The 21,192-nt window shown below is 64.6% G+C and carries 19 protein-coding genes; 8 read left to right on the top strand and 11 right to left on the bottom strand.

The window, feature by feature from the left end; genetic code table 11:
- Positions 1 to 43: 43 nt before the first annotated feature.
- Both OPU71_RS02670 and OPU71_RS02665 read left to right on the top strand, forming a co-directional pair.
- Positions 44 to 1,153 carry a DUF2235 domain-containing protein gene (locus OPU71_RS02670; protein ID WP_267724759.1) on the top strand — a complete coding sequence of 370 codons (1,110 nt, stop codon included), beginning with the start codon at positions 44 to 46 and terminating at the stop codon, positions 1,151 to 1,153.
- A complete protein-coding gene (locus OPU71_RS02665) occupies positions 1,150 to 2,100 on the top strand; it encodes a hypothetical protein (RefSeq protein WP_267724758.1) in 951 nt (316 codons plus the stop codon). The genes OPU71_RS02670 and OPU71_RS02665 overlap by 4 nt, the downstream gene beginning before the upstream one ends.
- A gap of 78 nt (positions 2,101 to 2,178) precedes the next feature.
- On the opposite strand, the gene OPU71_RS02660 is transcribed toward OPU71_RS02665, so the two are convergent.
- From OPU71_RS02660 to yihA, 4 genes are all read right to left on the bottom strand, one after another.
- Positions 2,179 to 2,838: a hypothetical protein gene (locus tag OPU71_RS02660; protein ID WP_267724756.1), complete on the bottom strand. Its 660-nt coding sequence runs from the start codon at positions 2,836 to 2,838 to the stop codon at positions 2,179 to 2,181.
- An 82-nt stretch (positions 2,839 to 2,920) separates the two neighbouring features.
- Positions 2,921 to 3,403, bottom strand: a complete 483-nt coding sequence (locus OPU71_RS02655; RefSeq protein WP_267724755.1) for a GNAT family N-acetyltransferase — start codon at positions 3,401 to 3,403, stop codon at positions 2,921 to 2,923.
- Complete coding sequence (gene hemB, locus OPU71_RS02650; protein ID WP_267724754.1) at positions 3,403 to 4,425, bottom strand: porphobilinogen synthase; 1,023 nt, start codon at positions 4,423 to 4,425, stop codon at positions 3,403 to 3,405. The genes OPU71_RS02655 and hemB overlap by 1 nt, the downstream gene beginning before the upstream one ends.
- Positions 4,426 to 4,575: 150 nt before the next feature.
- A complete protein-coding gene (yihA, locus tag OPU71_RS02645) occupies positions 4,576 to 5,208 on the bottom strand; it encodes a ribosome biogenesis GTP-binding protein YihA/YsxC (protein ID WP_267724752.1) in 633 nt (210 codons plus the stop codon).
- 127 nt (positions 5,209 to 5,335) lie between these two features.
- Between yihA and OPU71_RS02640 the strand changes: the two genes are divergently transcribed.
- From OPU71_RS02640 to OPU71_RS02625, 4 genes are all read left to right on the top strand, one after another.
- On the top strand, positions 5,336 to 5,977 hold the full coding sequence (locus OPU71_RS02640) for a c-type cytochrome (RefSeq protein ID WP_267724749.1): 642 nt from the start codon (positions 5,336 to 5,338) through the stop codon (positions 5,975 to 5,977).
- A gap of 176 nt (positions 5,978 to 6,153) precedes the next feature.
- The gene (locus OPU71_RS02635; protein WP_267724746.1) at positions 6,154 to 8,178 is read left to right on the top strand and encodes a cytochrome c biogenesis protein ResB; all 2,025 of its coding nucleotides are present in this window, start codon (positions 6,154 to 6,156) and stop codon (positions 8,176 to 8,178) included.
- Complete coding sequence (ccsB, locus tag OPU71_RS02630) at positions 8,175 to 9,320, top strand: c-type cytochrome biogenesis protein CcsB (RefSeq protein ID WP_267724742.1); 1,146 nt, start codon at positions 8,175 to 8,177, stop codon at positions 9,318 to 9,320. The genes OPU71_RS02635 and ccsB overlap by 4 nt, the downstream gene beginning before the upstream one ends.
- 9 nt (positions 9,321 to 9,329) lie before the next feature.
- Positions 9,330 to 9,866: a DUF4124 domain-containing protein gene (locus OPU71_RS02625; RefSeq protein ID WP_267724739.1), complete on the top strand. Its 537-nt coding sequence runs from the start codon at positions 9,330 to 9,332 to the stop codon at positions 9,864 to 9,866.
- Positions 9,867 to 9,873: 7 nt separating this feature from the next.
- On the opposite strand, the gene OPU71_RS02620 is transcribed toward OPU71_RS02625, so the two are convergent.
- The 6 genes from OPU71_RS02620 to OPU71_RS02595 are packed head-to-tail and all read right to left on the bottom strand — an operon-like array spanning position 9,874 to position 17,900.
- Positions 9,874 to 10,644, bottom strand: a complete 771-nt coding sequence (locus OPU71_RS02620) for an OmpA family protein (protein WP_267724737.1) — start codon at positions 10,642 to 10,644, stop codon at positions 9,874 to 9,876.
- 1 nt (position 10,645) lies between these two features.
- On the bottom strand, positions 10,646 to 11,617 hold the full coding sequence (gene tagF / locus OPU71_RS02615; RefSeq protein WP_267724735.1) for a type VI secretion system-associated protein TagF: 972 nt from the start codon (positions 11,615 to 11,617) through the stop codon (positions 10,646 to 10,648).
- Positions 11,618 to 11,637: 20 nt separating this feature from the next.
- A complete protein-coding gene (gene tssM / locus OPU71_RS02610; RefSeq protein WP_267724733.1) occupies positions 11,638 to 15,372 on the bottom strand; it encodes a type VI secretion system membrane subunit TssM in 3,735 nt (1,244 codons plus the stop codon).
- 28 nt (positions 15,373 to 15,400) lie between these two features.
- Positions 15,401 to 16,771 carry a hypothetical protein gene (locus OPU71_RS02605; RefSeq protein ID WP_267724731.1) on the bottom strand — a complete coding sequence of 457 codons (1,371 nt, stop codon included), beginning with the start codon at positions 16,769 to 16,771 and terminating at the stop codon, positions 15,401 to 15,403.
- A 6-nt stretch (positions 16,772 to 16,777) separates the two neighbouring features.
- The gene (locus OPU71_RS02600; protein ID WP_267724728.1) at positions 16,778 to 17,044 is read right to left on the bottom strand and encodes a PAAR domain-containing protein; all 267 of its coding nucleotides are present in this window, start codon (positions 17,042 to 17,044) and stop codon (positions 16,778 to 16,780) included.
- Between the two features lie 13 nt (positions 17,045 to 17,057).
- Positions 17,058 to 17,900 carry a M15 family metallopeptidase gene (locus OPU71_RS02595; RefSeq protein WP_267724726.1) on the bottom strand — a complete coding sequence of 281 codons (843 nt, stop codon included), beginning with the start codon at positions 17,898 to 17,900 and terminating at the stop codon, positions 17,058 to 17,060.
- 116 nt (positions 17,901 to 18,016) lie between these two features.
- Between OPU71_RS02595 and OPU71_RS02590 the strand changes: the two genes are divergently transcribed.
- Positions 18,017 to 18,889, top strand: a complete 873-nt coding sequence (locus OPU71_RS02590; RefSeq protein WP_267724724.1) for a hypothetical protein — start codon at positions 18,017 to 18,019, stop codon at positions 18,887 to 18,889.
- Between the two features lie 3 nt (positions 18,890 to 18,892).
- Here the strand turns inward: OPU71_RS02590 and dinB are convergent, their stop codons facing one another.
- Positions 18,893 to 20,005 (bottom strand): DNA polymerase IV, encoded by a 1,113-nt coding sequence (gene dinB / locus OPU71_RS02585; RefSeq protein ID WP_267724721.1) that lies wholly within the window; start codon positions 20,003 to 20,005, stop codon positions 18,893 to 18,895.
- A gap of 307 nt (positions 20,006 to 20,312) precedes the next feature.
- On the opposite strand from dinB, the gene htpX reads away from it, so the two are divergent.
- A complete protein-coding gene (htpX, locus tag OPU71_RS02580; protein WP_267724718.1) occupies positions 20,313 to 21,188 on the top strand; it encodes a protease HtpX in 876 nt (291 codons plus the stop codon).
- Positions 21,189 to 21,192 lie beyond the last annotated feature (4 nt).

Genomic DNA, 21,192 nt, shown 5'->3' with positions numbered 1-21,192 from the left:
ATCGTGCCATCAAGAGATTTGGCGCCCACACCGACGGAACACCATGACGGACCAAGACTCCCGCACCCTCGTCGTCTGCCTTGACGGTACCTGGAACGACGTCGGCTCGCGCACGAACGTCGTTCGCCTGTTCGAACAGCTGATGCGCGACGAACGGCAGCTGACCTATTACGACGAGGGTGTCGGCATCCCGGAGGCCGGCCGTGCGCGCCAGCGCCTGCGCGAACGCCTCACCGGCGGCATGTTCGGCTCTGGCCTGCTGGGGAACGTGATGCAGGCCTACCGCTGGCTCGCCACCCGCTACCGCGAGGGTGATCGCATCGTCATCGTCGGCTTCTCGCGCGGCGCCTACACCGCACGGGTGCTGGCCGCCTTGCTGGGAAGCCCCGGGCTTGTGCGGGGTGGCAGCGCGGACACCTTCAGCGCCGCCATCGACGCCGTCAAGACCGCGCGCGAAACCCGCACGGCGCCGCAACTGCCGGGGGGCTGGCGTTGCGAGACCGTGCCGGTTGATTTTCTTGGCGTGTGGGACACGGTCGGCGCCCTCGGCGTGCCACGCCTCAACCTGAGCTGGCCGCCCCTGGGCCGCACCTACCTGCGCTTTGGCAATACCGAGCTGCCAGACCATGTGCGGGTGGCCCGCCAGGCACTGGCAATCGACGAACACCGGGCCGACTATGCGCCGGTGCTCTGGACCACCGCCCGCGCCGGCGCCGACGTAATCCAGATGTGGTTCCCCGGTTGCCACGCGCAAGTGGGCGGCGGCTACCCGGACGACGCGCTGTGCGAAGTCAGCCTGCTGTGGATGGCCTCGCAGGCGGCCCCGTTCGTCCGCTTCCGCCAGCACATCGAAGAACCGGAGGGCGGGCACTTTGCGCCGCGCCGCCTGCGGCTGGACGGCAGCGAGTACCTCGCCCCCACCATCGACGCCTGGCGCAGCTTCATCGGCGGGCTCTACCGCCTTTTCTCAAAGCGGCATTTGCGGCAAATCTGTGTGGAAGGGCTCAACGAGATGGTTCACCCCACCGCCTGGGACAAATGGAGCAACGATCCGGACTACCGGCCGCTCAACCTGGCCCATGCCGGGCGCGAACACCTGCACGCGGCCAGTGATGCCGACCGCGTCTTCGCCGGGCCGGAGGTGCGCGCATGATGCTCACCCTGATCGATGTCATGCTCGGCCTGACGCTGCTGTTTGCCGGGCTCTCGGTGTTCTGCTCGTCACTGGTGGAAGCCCTCTCGGCGTGGCTGGGCTTGCGCGGCCGGTACCTGCGCGAGAGCCTGTTCCACCTGATGGGTGAAGAATCGCTCTACCGCCGCCTGATTCACCACCCTGCGGTTGCCAACACCGTGCGCGCAGGCAAGCGCCACGGCGCACCGTCTTACCTAGCCAGCGAGCGGTTTGTCGCAGCGGTGCTCGACATCATTCCCTCACGCGCCCAGGCGATGGGCATCTCGGGCTTTCCCGAGCGCCCGGTTCCCGCCGGCCTCGACCCGATCGTTGCAGAGTTCGCCCGCTCGGCCCAGTTTCTGGGCGAATGCGGCATCGCCGTGGGCGAGCCACTCGCGCGCCTGGCCTTGCGCAACGGCAAGTCGCTCGACGATCTGCGCAAAGCGCTGGCGGAATGGTTCGACAGCCAGATGGATCGCATCGGCGGCTGGTACAAGCGGCACATCCAGCGCCTGCTCTTTGGCGTCGGGCTCGTCGTCGCCCTGGTCATGAACATCGACACGCTGCAGGTCGCCCGCGCGCTGGCCAGCGAGCCAGCACTGCGCACCCTGGTCAGCGCGCCGGCAACACGCGTGGCGAGCGAACGGGAGATCGAACTCGCCGCGCTACTCGAAGCGGGGCGCGACCGCGGCTTGCCAATCGGCTACAACTGCCTGTCAGAGCCCGATCGCGGCGTGGAGGAATCCATCCGCCTGTGCACCAAGCAATTCCAGCGCGGCAGCTGGCTCGAACACCTGCTCAAGCTCGCCGGCCTGCTGCTGACGGCGCTGAGCGTGAGCTTCGGCGCACCGTTCTGGTTTGATCTGCTGCTCAAGGTAGCGAACCTGCGTTCATCGGGTACGCCGGTCGCGACAAAGAAACCGGCCTGAACCCCTGGGGCGCGAGACGGGAGAGTGCGCAGACAAGGCATCCGGATGTTGGTCTCGGCCAGACGCCCGACACGACAGTCACCTGGCGCACTCGCCTTGCTCAAGAAAGCGCAAGACGGCACTCGCCAAGACGTCTTTCGCGGAATTGTCCCCTGAGTCGGTCATCCGGTCGTGGGTACTCTGCGGCATATCAAGCGTGCATATCGCCGACCCGGGCGGGGGTAAGACGCCCGGGTCCGGCGCCTGATCTGCACTCCGCAGGGAAAGTACGGGAAAGACGGCGCCACGTGGCAAGGGCACCCGGCGATTATCCAGTGTGAATAGCACACGCACGTGCTCCGGGTTCTTGCCTGCGAACAGGGCGGCAATGTCACCCCCCTGAGAATGGCCGGACAACACGACCGAGGTCCAATCGTAGGCGGGGAAGTAGCTCGGGAGCTGCTTCAGAATCGATGCAAGCGCGAGCTCTCCTGTCCGCCAGAATGGCCCGCGGTCCTTGGCGATATCCCCCGTGCTAGGCATCGGCGCATCGTTCGACAAATCGTGCTGCAACACGACCGTCAAGTAACCGGCACGCGCCAGGGCGCCCCCCAAGAAAGAATACTCATGCCGGCCCACGCGGTAGCCGGTGCCGAACAGCACAACCTTGCAGGGTGTCGCACAAGCAGCATCAGCCGGCTGATACACCATCAAAGGAAGCGGACGCCTCGATGAGGGCTCGTGCAAGGTCACTTCCACCGGGGCTCCGTATGCAACCGTGCCGCACCACGCAACAGCCATCAGTAGTATGAGCAGACGTATCAAGCGTGCAGCGCCATTGCTAGCCAATGGCGCGCGTCTTCACGCGCGCGCCGACGCCGTAGCTGCGGTCAAGCCGCGCGCCGGGCAGCGGCTTCCAGCCGAGCCGTTGCCAGAATCCGACCGCATTGACCAAAGCCACCAGGCGGATCTCGCCAAAGCCGTCGCGGCGCCCCTGCTTTTCGAGCGCCGCGATCAGCGCCGCCGCGGCACCCGCGCCGCGGGCTTCCGGCAATACCGCCAGATCATGCAGGAACAGGTGCTCGGCCTGGACTGCCGCGGGCAGCGGATGGTGCAAGACCGGCGGGTCGCCCGCCCATGGGTGGGCCAGCAGATAGGCCACCGCGTGGTGGCCCAGTTCGGCGACAAAGCAGTGCTTGCGGCCGCGCGCAAAGCGACTCGCGAGCGCCGCGCGGGACTCGTGGTAATCCGGGGTGTGCGCGCGGCACTGCAAATCGAACACCGGGTCGAGATCGCCCGGCGTCATCGGCCTGACGTGAAGCATCAGCCGGCTGCGTCTTCTTTCAGCCAGCGGGCGGCGTCGAGCGCGAAGTAGCTCAGGATGCCATCCGCACCCGCCCGCTTGAACGCCAGCAAGGCTTCAAGCGCACAGGCGCGCTCGTCGAGCCAGCCGTTCTGGGCGGCGGCCTTGAGCATCGCGTACTCGCCGCTGACCTGGTAGACGAAAGTCGGCACCTGCAGCTCGGCCTTCACGCGGCGCACGATGTCCAGATAGGGCATGCCGGGCTTGACCATGAACATGTCGGCGCCCTCGGCGATGTCGAGCGCGACCTCGCGGATCGCTTCGTCCGAATTGGCCGGATCCATCTGGTAGGTGTACTTGTTACCTTTGCCCAGATTGCCAGCCGACCCGACCGCATCACGGAAGGGGCCGTAGAAGCTGGATGCGTACTTGGCCGAGTAGGCGAGGATGCGCGTGTGGACCTGGCCGTTTGCTTCCAGCGCCGCGCGGATGCGGCCGATGCGGCCGTCCATCATGTCAGACGGCGCAACCACGTCGGCGCCCGCCTGCGCATGGCACAGCGCCTGTTTTTCCAGCGCGGCCAGCGTTTCATCGTTCATGACATAGCCGCGCGGGTCAGCCGGGTCGATCAGGCCGTCCTGCCCGTGGCTGGTGTAGGGATCGAGCGCCACATCAGTAATCAGACCAAGCTCGGGGAAGCGTGCCTTGAGCGCCAGCACGACACGCGGCACAAGGCCGTCCGGATTCCAGGCCTCGGCAGCACTGGCCGACTTGAGGCCCGCATCGACTACCGGGAACAAGGCCAGGGCCGGCACGCCCAGCGTCACCGCCTGCTCGGCGAGCGCAAGCAACTTATCCAGCGACACACGCGAAACGCCCGGCATCGAAGCCACCGGCTGCTCGATGCCCGCGCCTTCCAGCACGAACACCGGGTAGATCAAGTCATTGGCCGTCAGCTGGTGCTCGCGCATCAGGCGGCGGGAGAAGTCGTCGCGACGCATGCGGCGCATGCGGGTATTGGGAAAAGCAGCGTTGGCGGTCATCTCGGATGCGGTCCGGAATAGTTGAGCAATTCTCTCTGGAACTTTCTGCTTCGGCCTGGCTCTGAACGCTCGGGTGGTGCCCACCACCTGCCCGCTTCTCCTCCCTGAGCGGGAACCTTGCCGCAAGGCGTTCCACCCCCGGCTTAATGCCTATGGCGCCGGGGGTTTTTCTTGTCCGGGCTCGGGAATCAGATCCGAGAGCCAATTCGTCACAATCCGCTCCGACTCTTCAATGCCGGTTTTCTTGAGGCTGGAGAACAATTGCGCGGTGACGGCCGGCCCCCACTGCACCAGTTCGCGCCGCACATCCATCAAGGTCTGCGCGGCCGGACCGCGGGTGAGCTTGTCCGACTTGGTCAGCAGAATGTGCACCGGGCGGCCGGACGGTGTGAACCAGTCGAGCAACTGGCGATCCAGATGCGTGAGTGGATGGCGCGAATCCATGATGTGGATGAGGCCGATCACGTTCGGGCGGCGGGTGAGGTACTTCTCAAGCAGGTCTTGCCATTGGCGGCGGATCGGTTCAGGCACCTGCGCATAGCCAAAGCCGGGCAAGTCGACCAGCGCAACGCCCGAGGGCAGGCGGAAGAAGTTGATCAGCTGCGTGCGGCCCGGCGTCTTGGACACGAAAGCCAGACGGTTATGGCCCACCAGCGTATTGATCGCGCTGGATTTGCCGGCATTGGAGCGGCCCACGAATGCGATTTCGGGCTCGGCCGAATCCGGCAAGGCATTGGGCTTTGCGTACGAGGTCTCAAAGCGGGCGTGACGGAAAATGGACATGGCTTGGACTGCAAGTGAAGGCGCCGGCTGGCTCGCACACGAGCGTGCTGATAGCGGTACATGGCGGTGCGGGGTGGGGCTGTATTAGAATATCAGGTTTGAAGACCGACACGGGTTTGAGGGGACCATGTTGAAGCCGACTATCAGGCACGTACTGATTCTGAGCATGCTTGCCGCAACGCAAGCGTTTGCCGCTGACGCGGCCGCAAAACCGGACCTCGCCAAGGCGAAGCAGACCGCCGAAACCGTGTGCGTTGCCTGCCATAGTGCAGATGGCAACAGCACGATTCCGCAAAACCCGAAACTGGCCGGGCAGCACAAGGAATACCTGTACAAGCAGCTGCGCAATTTCAAGTCTTGGGACGGCAAGCCCGCCGAGCGCCCGAATGCGGTGATGGGCGGCATGGTTGCGGCCCTTGAAGACGCCGACATGAAAGCGCTGGCCGAATACTTTGCCAGTCAAAAGCTCACGCTTGGCGAGGCAAAGAACCGCAAAACAGTCGAAGCGGGCCAGAAGATCTGGCGTGCCGGTATTGCAAGCAAGGGCGTTCCAGCCTGTGCGGGCTGCCACGGCCCGGCCGGTGCCGGCCTGCCGTCGCAATACCCGGCCCTGCGCGGCCAGCACTTCGATTACACCGAAGCTCAGTTGAAGGCCTTCCGCGCAGAAGAGCGCGCGAACGACCCGAACAAGATGATGCGTAGCATTGCATTGAAGATGACCGATGCTGAAATCAAGGCTGTGTCGGACTACATCTCGGGCCTGCGCTGAGTCATCCGCGCCGGCAGAGCCAGAAAAGGGGTGGAGCGATCCGCCCCTTTTTCATGCCTGTCTGCAAGCCATGGCTGCTTGCCCACACTGCGCCCCCATGCACCCGACGGCGGGAACCTTTCGTTCCGCACCGCGATCAAGGTGAGTGACGCGCGCTGCGCTCCTGAATCGATTCAATGAAAAAGACATCCGCAGCAAAAGCCTTCTACGAGCTGATGAGCTCGATGCGCTTTGCGATCAGCCTGCTGACGATCCTCGCGATTGCATCGGTCATCGGTACCGTGCTCAGGCAGAACGAACCCTTCAACGCATATCTGAATCAGTTCGGCCCCTTCTGGTTCCCGATTTTCGAACGACTCGGGCTGTACGGCGTGTACAACGCGGGCTGGTTCCTCGCGATCCTTGGCTTCCTGGTGCTCTCGACCAGCCTGTGCATCACGCGCCAGACAAGGCCGATGATCAAGGAGATGCGCAGCTTCAAGGAGCACGCGCGGGAAGCCTCGCTGAGGCTGTTCAAACTGCATGCCGAAGCCCCGGCCGAAGCAGCCCCAAGCCCCGCTGCGGCGCGCGACTATCTCGCCAAGGCCGGATTCCGGTTGCGCGAACATCAACGGGACGACGGCGTACTGATCGCCGCCAAGCGCGGCAGCTGGAGTCGCGTCGGCTATTTCTTTGCGCACGGCGGCATGGTGATCATCTGCCTCGGCGGCCTGCTGGACGGGAACCTGCCGCTCAAGCTGCAGATGGCGCTTGGCGGCAAGCAGACCACCGCCTCAGACCAACTGATCGTCGACATCCCGCAGAGCAGCCGGCTCGGCGTGGATAACTGGAGCTTCCGCGGCAACGTTTACATCCCGGAAGGACGTTCCGCGGACATGGCCGTGCTGCGGGAGGGAGACGGCATCCTGCTGCAGGAACTGCCCTTCGACATATCGCTCAAGAAGTTCCACATCGAGCATTACGACACCGGCCAGCCCAAGCGTTTTGCCAGTGACATCATCATTACCGACAAGAAAACCGGCACTTCCGAGGCGCGCACCATCGAGGTGAACAAGCCCTTCGAGATACACGGTGTATCACTGTACCAAGCGAGTTTTGAGGACGGCGGCAGCCGCCTGCAACTGCGCGCGCATGATCTGCAGCCCGGCGCCTACGCGCCAGCAGATATCCAAGGCATCGTCGGCGAACGCGGAAAGCTCAGCGGCGCCGGTTATGCCTACACCATCGAATTCACCGGCTTTCGCGCCATCAACGTGGAAACTGTCGGCGACCAGCCGGCCGGGCGTGGCGGCATCGCCGGGCTGCAGGATCGCCTGGGCAGCGGCGCGAGGGCGTCCGATCACAAGACCCAACAGAACGTAGGCCCCAACTTCACCTACAAGCTGCGCGACAGCGCCGGGCAAGCGCGCGAATTCACGAACTACATGCTGCCTGTTGAACAGGACGGGCGCTGGTTCATGCTGGCCGGCATGCGGGAAGAGGCCGCGCAGAGTTTCCGCTACCTGCGCATCCCCACCGACGAGGAAGGGCGAATCGATCAGTGGTTCCAGATCCGCTCGCTGCTGCTGGACAAGACGATCCAGCCCAAACTCGCCAAACGCTTTGCCCTGCTCGCATCCGGACAGTCCAGCGAGGGAAGCACGCGGCTCGAAGAAACCACGCTACGTACCATTAAGCTCTTTGCTGACAAGGGCTTCGAGTCGCTCGGCGCTTTCATCGACAAGAGCATTCCAAAGGCGGAGCAGGAACGCGCCGCCGGTATCTTCCTGCAGGTGCTCGAAGGTGTGGCTTGGCAAGCCTGGCAGGTCTCGCGCGAACAGGCGGGGCTTGCGCCGCTGGCGGCCTCTCCGGCGCGGGCGCAATACATTCGCGACACGCTCAATGCGGTGAGCGACGCATTCCACTACGGCGCGCCGGTGATCCTGCAGCTCAATGGTTTTGAGCATGTTCAGGCAAGCGTGCTGCAAGCCACCAAGTCGCCAGGCAAGAATTGGGTCTTCCTTGGCTCCTTGCTGCTGACCCTTGGCGTGTTTGCCATGCTTTATGTACGGGAACGTCGCCTGTTCCTGCTACTCAAACGCGATGGCACGGCACTTCTTGCGATGAGCGCAAACCGCGTTTCAATGGATGTCGAACAAGAGTTCGCGCGCCACCGGGGCGTGCTGCTGGGCGAAAAACCGATTTCGGGGGAATCAGAATGAGCGAACAGGTTCAATCACTGCCGGGGTTCTTGCGGAACCGCCGCGCTGACCTGTCTGACTGGCTGGCCATCCTGGCGCTGTCGCTGGGCGCCGCCTACGCGATGCGCGAGTACGGCGCGTTCATGGACGTGTACGAGAAGGCCATCCTGGTTTCCACCGTGCCTGTGCTCGCGGCCCTCTTCTTGCACTGGCGCGGATTCAGGAATCTCGTTGCGATCAGCGCGGCCACTGCACTGCTGGGCATTTCGCTGTACCAGCACGATCTGGCCCGCGCCGAACAGGTGTTCTGGCTGAAGTATTTCTTCAGCAGCCAAACCTCGATTGCCTGGATGAGTGCGCTGGTCTTTTTCGCCACCGGCGCCTTCTGGCTCGGCCTGCTGGCGCGCGCCCCCTTTGCCGAGCGTGCCGGCAGTGCGCTCACCTGGGCATCAATCGGTGCCGGCCTCAGCGGCATGCTGGTGCGCTGGTACGAGTCCTACCTGATCGGTCCCGACGTGGGCCACATCCCCGTCTCAAACCTCTACGAAGTGTTCGTGCTCTTCGTGATCCTCACCGGCCTGCTGTATCTCTACTACGAGCGCCACTACACCACCCGCAAGCTGGGCGCCTTTGTCATGCTGATCGTGTCGGCAGCGGTCGGCTTTCTGCTCTGGTACAGCTTCACCCGCGATGCACACGAGATCCAGCCCCTGATCCCCGCGCTGCAGTCGTACTGGATGAAGATCCACGTCCCCGCCAATTTCATCGGTTATGGCGCCTTTGCCATCGCGGCAATGGTCGGGCTGGCCTATCTGTTCGCCGAGCGCGGAGTGCTCGCAAGCCGCCTGCCCTCGCTGGAGTTGCTCGACGATGTGATGTACCGCGCCATTGCGATCGGCTTTGCCTTCTTCACCGTTGCTACGATTCTCGGCGCACTCTGGGCGGCGGAAGCCTGGGGCACCTACTGGCAGTGGGACCCCAAGGAAACCTGGGCGCTGATCGTGTGGCTGAACTACGCCGCCTGGCTGCACATGCGGCTGACCAAGGGGCTGCGCGGCGCGGTGCTGGCCTGGTGGGCGGTGGTCGGCTTGCTGGTCACCACCTTCGCATTCCTTGGCGTTAACATGTTCCTCTCGGGCCTGCATTCATACGGCTCACTTTAGGCAACCCCTATGCGTCGCAAGATCGCGGCCTTCCTGTGCATGACGCTCGGTTTCAGCGCGCCCGCTGCCGCCGAGTTGTGGAAATGGGTGGACGCGCAGGGGCAGACGCATTACAGCGACACCCCGCCCGCAGATGTAAAGGCGAGCCCGGTCGGCGGTGGCATTTCGGTGATCCCGTCACTCGAAGCCCCGGCCGCGCCGGCCAAGCCTGCTCCGCCTTCACCACCAACCGCGCCCGCGGCTGCAAGCGGCGGCAATGCGCAAACGGGCGGCTCAAACAGCGCGGCAGAACTCAAGGCCAAGCGCGCGCGAATGATCGAGCGATGCGAGAAAGACCGCGGGGTTGACTGTGAGGAAAGCGTCGACGCCATGCTCGACGGACCGATCCCCCGTCACTACGAACAACCGGTGTGGGTTTATCCCTATCCGCAGCGGCCGCCAATCCGCCCTCACCCGCGCCCGCCGGCCAAACCCGCGCCAAAACCGGCCAAGGAAGAGCCGGAAATGCCGATGCTGCCCTTCCCCAAACCGGTCAATCAGAAATAGCCAGGATTCAGGGCGCCAGTACGCGGAACTCGATGCGCCGATTACGCGCGCGCCCCTCGGGTGAGGCGTTCGATGCGACCGGACGATCCGGCCCCATTCCGGTCGTACTCAGCATTGCCGCATCGCCCCCCTTTGCCACCAGGTAGCGCTGCACCTCATTGGCTCGCGCCTGCGACAGCGCGAGGTTGCTGACGCGCGATCCGTCGCTGTCGGTGTGACCGATGATCTCCACCCGACGCCCCTTGACGCTCTGCAGGGCCTTCGCCATCTCGTCAAGAATCTGCTGGCCGGTGGGGGTCAGTGTGGCCTTGCCGCTCTCGAATTCGACAATCCGGTTTCCGAGCGTCTGGTCGAGCAGTTGCTGCTCGCCAGCGGCCACCGCGAGGCCGTTCTTCACCACGAACTGGTTGTTGAAACTGGCCGCAACCTCGCTGGCAAGGGCCTTCCGCGCCTGATCACTGGCCACCGTGCCATTCAAGGCGACTTGCGTGCCGTCAACGGAAAGACTGCCGGCGCTCACGCCCTTGAGATGCGGCGTAATCGAACGCTGCACCTGCTCGGCCCAGCGCGGCGGAGAGGTCACGCCACCGACGCTGATCTGGTCGACCACACGTTCGGCGCCGAAGACTTCACGCAAGCGCGCGAGGATCGCCGCCTTGGCTGCCTCGTCGGGCACCGCGCCGGTCGCCACAATCGGCGCTTCAGGCGTCGTCGCGCGGGCGGCGGAAGCCGCGCACAGGCTGGCGCCAATCAGCAAGGCAAGAATTGCAGTTTTCATACTAGCGTCCAAGGAAGGCCTCGCTGAAGGTGTCTGCTGCCTGCCGCAGAGAAAGACGCGGCATGTCGAGGTAAGTCGCGAGCTTGCGGATCGCGTAGTCGTTGTCGAGGTAGTCTTCCACCCAGTCCGCGTCGCACAGATCGATGAGGTAGTCCTGCGCCGCACTGGGCGACAGCAGGGCCTGGAAAGCGCGCGCATCGGCGCCAGCGAAACTGAACATCAGCTCGGGCCGGCCGTTACGGCGCACTGAGAACGCACCGACCTCGAAATCAGCGCGCGCCAGAAAGAGCGAAATCGCTGAGGTCCACCAACAGGCAACGGCAACCTGTTCCGCGCCGTCCCCCGGCAAGGGCATCACCAGCCCGCGCTGCATTCGCGCATTCGCCTGCGTGAGCAGGGGTTCCAGCAGCAAGCCGATCGCCAGGATGCTGCGACGCAGATTCAAGGGATGGCCGGCACCCTGAAGGCGCTGCTCCAGATCCGCCAGATTCATGCGCCCGAGCGCGTCCTTGAACTCGTTCCCCGTGGGCAAGGGCAGTGGAAACTCGATCGACGAGAGCATCTCAAGCGACTGACGCGGGTCTTCTGCGACACAGGCTGCATCCATCGCGCCTGCCAGTTGTTGCCACACCGGCGCAAAGCAGGCGGGGAAGTCGGCGAGCAAGGCCAACGGCGACTCCGCCGGCAAGGCGACCGCCGCGATGAATGGAAAGCGCCGCTGTGAAGCGTCCTGGCTGGGCACCAGGCGCCCAACCAATGCGACCGGACTGCGCGCCCCGAGGAAAACAAAGTCTACCGGCGCGCACTGATCGTAAGCGCCCTTCCAGCCCGGATCGCTGGCCGCCAACTCGAGGGCATGTGCCACCCAGGCATCGAGCGGATCAAGCAAGGGGCCACCACTTGCACTGCGCACGAAGTCAGCGCGCCCCGGCAGTTTTCCGAAGTAGCACACGCGCCCGGCAAGATCAGTCATTCGCATCGCCGATCTGCCTTTCAGGACGCACTGCCCGCAACCGCCGCCGGCAAACGGATGCCGATCAGGCCGGACTTCTGTGGCGCACTTGCATTGGCCGATGTGTCTGCCTGCGCACTGCTGACGATGCGCAGATTCACGCTGACCGAGATGCCGTTGTTGGTCCAGGTCATTTCAAAACTGCCATCGGCGCGCTTCTTCTTCTCGGCCATGCCGATCAGTCGCTCAAGCCCCGCAGCTCCCGGCTGGCTCGCCACTTCAACGGTGCGGCCGTCATACGCCACCGCAGTGATCTTCGCGCCTGGCGCCCCCTTGTTCGAAGGCCAGACGAAATTGGCCCAATCCTGAACGCCCATGCGGTAGCGAAGCACCTGGCCGTCAATCTCGATGGTGTATTCCGTCACCCCGGATACCGGCAAGGGCTGGATCTGAAAGACCGTCTGGGGCGCGCCCGATGCGCTGCCGCCATCGCCACCGCCCGCTGCGGCACCTGCCACCGGCGCCACATAGCGCGCAAAGTTGTCGGCGAACTCCGGCGCCAGCTTCACGCCCATATCGGCCCAGGTCCGCGCCGCAAGCGTGTCGCCACGACGCACCACCAAGGGCCCCATCGAGGTCTGGACGAACTTGGAGACGCTGCCATCCGGCCCGAAGACCACGGCAATCTCGCCAGCCGCTGCTTCAACCCGGGCGTTGGCCGCGAACGGGTACTTCTCGGAAAGGCCGCGCATGAACGGGTCATACACCTGCGCAGTCCAGGTGCGATTGAGCTCCGCTTCTGTCGGTTTGACGATGACGGCGAAGGCCATCATCAGGGGCCGCACCAGCAGCGGACGAATCGTGGCACGCGCCGCGTCGGGAATCGTCGAAAGCATCTGCTCGTCGACCTGGCGAAGTGCGTCGGCAAGCTCCGAGCCCGAACCGTCGAGCGTCTGCATCATCAACTGCCGGGCGGCCGGCCCGGTATCACCGGCGGTCTTCATCTGGTTGAAGCGCGAACGCACTTTCGCAAGCGACTGCAGGTAACCCTTGAGCAGGGAGCCATCGCGCGCGTCCGGGCGCTCGACCACCAGATTCGCGATGGCCGCGAACTCCCGCCCCACCGGCCCCATCGGAATCTCGTTGGGGCCTGCCGACACGTTGACGTTGATCGGCGCCGGCGACTGTCGCAGTATGGTTTGCTTGAACCAATCGATGAAGCCGCGCTGGGCCTTGGCCAGCCCCGCATTGAGCAAAGACGGGTTGTCCCAAGAGGTCTGCTTGTAGACCGTATCGAGGACCTTGCCGATCGGCGAATTGACCGGGTCGCCAAGCCGATTGAGTTGTTTGACGGCATCGTCAAAGCCGGTCACGTCGGCCACCGTAACGCCCTGCAGGAACTTCTTCCACTCGGCGGCGTACTCGGTCTTGTACATCAGGGTCAGCGCCTTCTGGATCTGCTCCGGGCTGCCTTCCAGTGACAGGTCGTCGCGGGCTGCGGTCTTGAGCACCCAATCAGTGCTTTGCAGTTCCTTGCTCGCGGCTTCCTTGATCGCCGCCTCGACGTAGGTCTCCCACGCCTCGCGGGTAAACGTGCCGGGAATCGCATGGCTGCCGGCCATCACATCACGCCCCTCGTCGCCAACGATCCGTGCGACCGTCATCGCCGGGAAGCGCGTTGCCGCCCGCGCCTTGATCTGCGCATACACGCGCTCCCGCGCCGGCTGCCCCTTGACCACCTTGCGCAAGGTATCGCGGGTCTGGTCAACCAGCGCGAGCCGCGTCTCCAGCACCGGGAAATCCGGCCGCGCGCTCTGCGCGATGACAAACGAGAGCATCCGCTCGGCGGAGCGGATCATGCGCTCCCGTGGCATCTCACCCCGGTTGTTCTCAAGCCAGTTACGCCAGAAGCGCGCCAGTTGGTCGTTCAGATGCCCCGATTCCTGGTGCTCGCGGCTGCCCAGCATCAGGTAGGTCTTGAGGGCGTTGTAGGCATCCTGGACATCGGTCGGTGATGCATCGCGATAGGGCTGCGCGGCCGTGTCGCGCGCCGCCGGCTTTGACGCATCCGCGGCGGCCTGTTGCGGCGCAAGCTCCGCACCGCGCCGATTCACTTCCGCGAGATAGCTCTCCAGCGACGACGCAACAGGCTTGAGCATCACCTGCTCCACCCCCTGCAGGTACTCGCGACGCAACTTCTGCTTGAGCGCATCCCCCTGGTAGAGGCCGAAACCCAAGCCCAGGGGCCGGTCTTCCTCGTAGCGCTCAAGTTGCTCGATCCGGTCCTGCATCAGTTCGAGCGCCTCAAAACGTGAGGCCAGATCCTGGCGCCCCTCCTGCACCTTGACTGCCTTCGCCAGATCCGCCTCGACATGCGACACCAGGCGTTCGTTCGACACATAGGACCAGGCAAGCGCACCCAGAACCAGACCAAACAGCACGACCGAGCCGGCAAAGGCGGCCGCGCGCACCCTCATGCGGGTGCGGCTCGCGTACTGCCGTACCAGCGCACGATCGGCGAAGATGACCTTCGAGAAAAGGTCGCGCAGGAAGAAGCCCCCCTGCGACGAGATCGGGGTGTCAGCGGCGGGCGCGAGCTTGAGCCCGAACCGATCGGCAATGCGTTCGCTCGACGTACCGGCCGCACGCCCTTCCTGCAGCGCACTGGTGAAATAGAAGCCGCGAAAGACCGGCTTGAACTGGAAGGGGTTGTCTTCGAACAGTGTGGCAATGAAGGCGCGCAGCGCAGGCCGCACCGCAAGGAATTCAAGCGGAAACGCCAGCACGCCGGCACCGAGCTTCTCGCCGCGGTAGAGCGCCATCCGCTCAACCGACTGCTCGCGAAGCCCTTCGTAAAGACGGTCGAAATGGGTGTCAAAGCGCTCGACCGGATCCGCGGTGCCATCTGCGTCGTAGGCCAGCGTTGCGCCCCACGCACGGGCGCGCTCTGCCGCGTCGAAATCGTCAAAAAACTCCGCAAATCCGGCAACCAGGTCGACCTTGGTGAACACGATATACACCGGCGCAAACACCTCAAGCTCGGCAGTCAGCTCCTGCATCCGCGCGCGGATCTGCTTGGCCAGCTTGATGCCGTACTCGGGGCGGTTCTGGGTCAGCTCCTGCACGCTTGCGGCCACGACGATCCCGTTGATCGGCGCCTTGGGCCGATGGCGCTTGAGCAGGTGCAAGAAGCCCAGCCACTCGCCACGGTCTTCCTCTTCAACCGCATAGCGGCCCGCGGTGTCGAGCAGAATGCCTTCCGTGGTGAAGAACCAGTCGCAGTTCCGCGTGCCGCCAATGCCCTGAATGATGCTGCCGCCCTGATCGGCAAACGGAAACTGCAAACCGGAATTGACCACCGCTGAGCTTTTCCCGGCCGCCGGATTGCCGATCACCATGTACCAGGGCAGTTCATACAGCGCGGCACGGCCGGAGAGTTCGCCGAGTTTCGAGCCCTTGATGGTCGAGATCGCCTCCGCCATGCGCTTGCGCAGCACATCAACTTCACCCCGCTTGGTGGGCACGGCGCGACTGACTGCCCGCTCGGATTCGTGCGTGAGCATCTGGGTCAAGGCGGCGGCTTCCTGCCTTGCGCGATGGCGACGCCACCACCAGACGCTGCCTGCGATCAGCAGGATCAGGGCGATTGCCAACAAGGCCCACCCGAACGCGAGCTTGAGCGTTTGCGCCGAAAGCAGCAGGAACGCGCTTGCGAGCAAGAGACCGATCACCGTCAAGGTGCGGCTGTCAGTCAGGAAGTTCCAGAATCCACGCATGGTCGGTTTCGTCTTGGTTAGGCCCGCTTCAGGCTGTGGCGGGCTCGGATAGGTAGGGCTGCAGCAAGGCCAGGCTGCGCTGCGTGGGGTCGGCAATGGCGGCAAGCGCCACCGGCTTCTGCAAGGCACGCACCTGACTGGCAGCGAGGGCAAGCGCAAGCGTTGCGCCGGCCGCCCCCAGATCGCCCAGTGCGGCGCCGATGCCGATGCGATCGCTGACCGGATCGAGTTGTGGCAGCTGGCTGTTCATGGCGCTCGCGACCTCGATGCCGCGGCTGGGACGAACGTCGCCGTCACAAACCAAGCAAGCTACCTGCTCGGCGGCGCACTGGCTGGCATGGAAGCTCCGCTCGATCAGCCCCTCCAGCACGCCCGCATCGACTCGCCCCGCTGCACGGGGTGCCGCATCACGCTGAGCGCGAAGCGGAAGCGCGAGGCGGGCCAGGACATCCATGCCGAGCGTCATGCCCGCGCGAGCGAACAACACGCAGGCCGCCGCCTCGCCAGGCACCACCCCTTCGGCGCGGTCATGCCGGAAGAGCCTGCCATCCAGATCAAGTTGCTCGATCGCCGCCTCATCCACTGCACTGTGCACGCTAAGCAGCATCAACGCGCGAACCTGCGTGGCATCGTTCAACCATGCCGCCAGCTCCGTGTGCGCGCTGGCGTCTTCACGCGCGCTCGTGAGCTTGACCGGCGGCGGCGTCTCCGCCCAGGCCAGGGCAATCCGGTGCTCGATCCAGCGCTTTGCGTACGCAAGCATTGACTCATCCCACCCCTCGGGGATCAGCGCCCGCACCGTGATCGGCAAGGCGCGCGGTGCGGCATGCACCGAGGCGGGCGGCGGCATCGCATCCACCAGATCACGCAAGACCGGATCCATGGCTTGCGGCAGCATCGCCAAGGCGCGCCGGAACGCGTTAGGCACGCGCGCGGCATCGTCCGCCAGCCAAGCATCCAGCTCATCGAATTCCAGATCATCGATTCGCTTGAGGCGCACCGGCAGCCCCTCTGTATCGATGAAATCCGCATCGGGTTCGGGTTGTGTATCACCGGCGGCAATGGCCTCGATGACCGCATCGGGGTCGGCGCCAGCGGCCGTCGCAACGCCGATCGACAGCACCAGCGCCTCGGGCACCGCGACGGCAGCGGCAGCTTGGGCGGGTGCGGCCGGGCTTGCGGCAGCCACCGGCGCGGGAGGGGCCGTGACGCGTCGCCAGACAAACCACCCGAGCAGGGCCAGCGCACAGACCGCAGCCGGCAGGGCGACGAGGCCCAGCAACACGTCGCCGGCATCAATCACCTGTGGGCGGCTTTGCCACCAGATGACCATCGCGAGCCAGCTCACCGCCGTCAACGCAAGGCCGGCAGCTGCGAATTTGAAACCGCGCGCAAGCATCGTGGCTCAGTCGGTCGTATTGCTCTGGCCAGCGATCAGGACCGCGCCGCAGGCGGTCTTGTCCCCGTGCCGGGCGGCGGGCTTGCCGTCAATCATGCAAGTCGGGTCGCCCGACACGATGACGGTGGTGCCGCCATGGCCCTTTTTCGGGCAGGTCACCTTGTCTCCGACGCGAGCAATCGCCTTGCCACCCGTCACGCTTTGCGGGCTGCCTTCGATCACCACACCGCCATGGCTGGTCTTGTCACCAATCACGATGAAAGGTTTGCTCACTTGATGCTCCAGGCTATTTGCGGCCGAGCGTGCCGGCGCGCCTCAATTCCACATGACCGAAGTCCATCAGCTTCCAGCGTCCGCCCCAGGTCAGCCCAAGCATTTCGGCGCGCTCGCCAAGCTGGCGATAGCCCTCCATCGCCCACGGATCGCGTTCGCTGATAACGATCTTCCCGTCGCGGTAGAAGGCCACGTCCGCCGCCAGGCCGAACTGGTGATAGCTCTGAAAGGCGCCCGCGCGAGTGACATGCGGACCCATCGAGGCCAGTTCCGACTGGCGTTCCGGACTGCGGTATCCCTCCAGCAACGCCAGCTCATAGCCGCGCTCGCGCATCTGCTGGAACAGCACCAGCAAGCGCTGCTTGAACTCGGCATCCAGCAAGGCCCAATCCCGGCTTGCCGTGGCAATCTCAGGCCGCTCGACCTTGAGCTCGGCCGTCACAAAGACTTCGGGCGGCAGCGCCGGAGGCGGAACAAGGTGCTCGCCGTCAAGCAATGCGGCGAGCACCGGATCGGTCACGTCCGCGCGCTCTTCAAAGCCGGCCATCGGACGCGTTGCCGACAACACAATCGCAAGCGTCACCGGCACGAGCACGCCGACAGCCCCAAAAGCCATCCAGAGGCGATTCCCGGCGATCCAGTTCAACAACCGCCGTCCCGCACTCAGGCCACCCGCCCCGGCTCGTGCGAGGGCCGCATCACCGCCGCGAATGGCGCTGCGGTTCAGATCGCCCAAGGCCGCCGCCTGACGCAGCACACCGCGCACAGCAGCCTCCCGCAGCAGCGGAAAGCACAGCAGGCCCCCAGCAAAAGCGGCAAGCAGCAGAATCACGAAAAGTACGAGAAAGAGTTCCACGAACGAAAAATCCGACAGCCCGGCGAATGACGAACGGATTATACGAGGCGATACATTTGGCATATGCGGTAATTCTTCTCGCATAATCCGATTTGCCCGCCGCTAGAATTCGCCGCATGAAACCCCAGGAACCGACCCTCGCGACCAGCAGCGCAGCTCGTCGCCCTTCGCTGTTTGAACATCCGGACAGTCCCGCTCGCGCGCCGCACCGAGAGATCGCCGTGCTCGCCCCGTTCGAGGCTCCACGCGGCAACGCGCTGTCGCAGAACTGGGCCACCGCTGGCGTCGTCGCCGTCGGCACCGCCTTCACCTTGCTGTTCGGCGCAACGATCTGGGCCGTCTTCCGGGGTGACGCTCCCGCAGACCCACCGATGCGGGCCATGACGGCAAAGCCGGTGCAGCCGCCCGCGACAACACCGCCAGCGGCGAAGCCTGTGAGCCCGCCCGCAGCCGCCACACCGCTGCTGGCCACGGCGGACATCGACAAGGGCAGCGCAAGCCCCGACGCGGCAACCCTGATTTCCGAAGCGCCCGCTAAAGCCAGCGTAGTCGACGCGAATGGCCATGCAGACCCACTCCTGGCCGCGCTGCAAGCGCCGAATCCAGGCGCGGTAGACACGACACCGGCCGTCGCCGCCAAACCGGCCCCTGCGCTAGCCGATGCGGCCCCCCGGCCGACTGCGGCGCCGACCAAAGCCAAACCCGCCACGCCGGCGGCGAAAACGGATAAGCCTTTCGTCAAGAAACCGAAGCAGAAGCCGGAAGCCGATACGATGCTGCTCGCAGCCCTGGTGTCGCATGTTCAGGCAACCGATGCGGCTGCGATGAAGGCGGGCGGATCACGCGACGTGGTGATGGCTGATCGCATGAGCAGCACCACCGAACTTGTGGCGCGCTGCGACCGGCTTGGCGGGCAGGAAGCCAAGCTTTGCCGCAACCGGATCTGCAAGGGCCTCTGGGGCCTGGAACCCGCCTGCCCGGCACGCTGAGGCTCAGTCAAACAAAGATAGCGTCTGCCCGAAGCTCGCCCGGGCATCGCCGGACAGTTCAAGGTCTGACACCTTGACGCCCAGGAGCCGCAGCTTGCGCTCGACCGGCACCCGGCGCAGACAATCGACCGCAACGTCCCGGATGGTCATGAAATCCGCCGTGGCGTGCTGCATTTTGTGGTCGCGCGTGACTTGCTCGAAGTTGTCGAACTTCACCTTCACGCCAATGCTCCTGCCGGCGTAGCCCTTTGCTGCCAGATCTGCGGCGACCTGTCTTGATAGCTTGACGATCACCGAAAGCAGCGTCAGCGGATCCCGCGTGTCGTGGGGGAAGGTGATCTCGCGCGAGCGCGACTTGGGCTCCTGATGCGTCTCGACAGGCCGCTCGTCCCGCCCGGCGCCGGCATCTGCCAGCCATCGACCATAGCTTTGCCCGAAATGCCGCACCAGCATGTGCGGCGATGCCTGCGCGAGTTCGCCAATTGTGCGGATGCCCAGTTGCTCGAGCTTTGCATTGGCCTTGGGGCCCACGCCGTTGATCTTGCTGACGGCCAGGGGCCAGATTCGGCCGGGAATATCGGCCGCGTCAACAATCGTCAGCCCGTTCGGCTTATCAAGATCGGACGCGATCTTCGCAATCAGTTTGTTCGGCGCAATGCCGATCGAACAGGTGAGCCCGGTCACTGCCGTGACCTTTTGCTTGATCGTGCGCGCCAGCGACTCCGTTTCGTCGGGCAGGTCTGTCAGATCGATGTAGATTTCGTCGATGCCGCGGTCTTCGATACAGGGCGCGACTTCCGCGACGGCGGCCTTGAACAGACGCGAATAGTGGCGGTAGGCGGCAAAGTTCACCGGCAGAACGATCAGGTCGGGGCACAGGCGCAGCGCGGTGCGGATCGGCTGCCCCGAGCGGCAGCCATACGCGCGGGCTTCATAAGTCGCGGTTGTCAGCACGCCGCGACTGGCAAGCAACTGCGCACGCCCCTCGGGCATGCGGGAATCCCCGCTCCCGCCGATTGCCACCGGCAAACCACGCAATTGCGGTTGCCGCAGCAGTTCAACCGATGCAAAAAAGGCATCCATATCGAGGTGAGCGATGCGGCGTTTCGGCGTCATCAAGAAAGTTTACCCGAGGGTATTGAACTTTCCGCCGCCGCCTCAATCTACTTGAGCGTACCGGTTCAAGAGAGCCGGTGCGGTAGATGGGGAGTAGCTCACTTCTGCTGCGTCGTCACCACGATCGCTCACCCGATCCGGCGCACAGGCGGGCCCGCAAGGGGCCGCGAGCGAGACCGTTACCGGCACTGTCCGGCGCGGTCGCTCGTCCATCCAGACGAAGGCCTCGACCGGTAACGCGGAGCGAGGCCTTTTCGTTTCACCGGCCCCGCTTCGCAGACATCAACGCGCATTGAAAGGAAAGCTTGTGAAACGCGTTCTGCTGCTTGTCGCGACCAACGTCGCGATTGTCATCCTGCTCTCGATCACCGCCCGCGTGCTTGGGCTCGATCGCTATCTGGAATCCAACGGCAGCCTCAATCTGCAAAGCCTGCTGGTGTTCTGCGCGATCTTCGGCTTTGGCGGCGCCTTCATTTCGCTCGCGATCTCGAAGTGGATGGCGAAGTTCTCAACCGGCGCCCAGGTCATCACGCAAGCGCGCAACCAGGCCGAGGCGTGGCTGCTGGATACCGTGGCGCGCCAAGCCCAGGCCGCCGGCATCAAGATGCCCGAAGTGGCCGTGTATGACTCGCCGGAGCTGAACGCCTTCGCCACCGGCCCGAGCCGCAACAACGCACTGGTCGCGGTGTCGACCGGTTTGCTGCACAACATGCGCCCGGACGAAGTACAAGCCGTGCTGGCGCACGAGGTGAGCCACATCGCGAACGGCGACATGGTCACGCTGACGCTGATCCAGGGCGTGGTCAACACCTTCGTGATGTTCATCGCACGCATTGTCGGCAACGTGGTGGACAAACTCGTGTTCAAGAACGAGGAGGGTCACGGCCCAGCCTTCTACGTCACCACGATCGTTGCAGAACTGGTCTTGGGCGTACTGGCTTCGATCATCGTCATGTGGTTCTCGCGCCAGCGTGAGTTCCGCGCCGATGCGGGCGCCGCGAAGCTGGTGGGCGCCACGCCGATGATCAACGCGCTCGAACACCTCAAGCTCAATGCCGAAGGCGGTGCACTGCCCGACGGCGTGAAAGCGATGGGCATCTCTGGCGGCCCGGCCTTCACGAAGCTTTTCATGTCGCACCCGCCGCTTGACGAGCGGATTGCCGCCCTGCGTAACGTCCGCTAAGGAG

This window comes from Niveibacterium sp. 24ML, assembly GCF_026586805.1.
Lineage (GTDB): Bacteria > Pseudomonadota > Gammaproteobacteria > Burkholderiales > Rhodocyclaceae > Niveibacterium.
The sequence above is the reverse complement of the archived record's forward strand: the minus strand, read 5'-3'. Positions and strand labels throughout refer to the sequence as shown.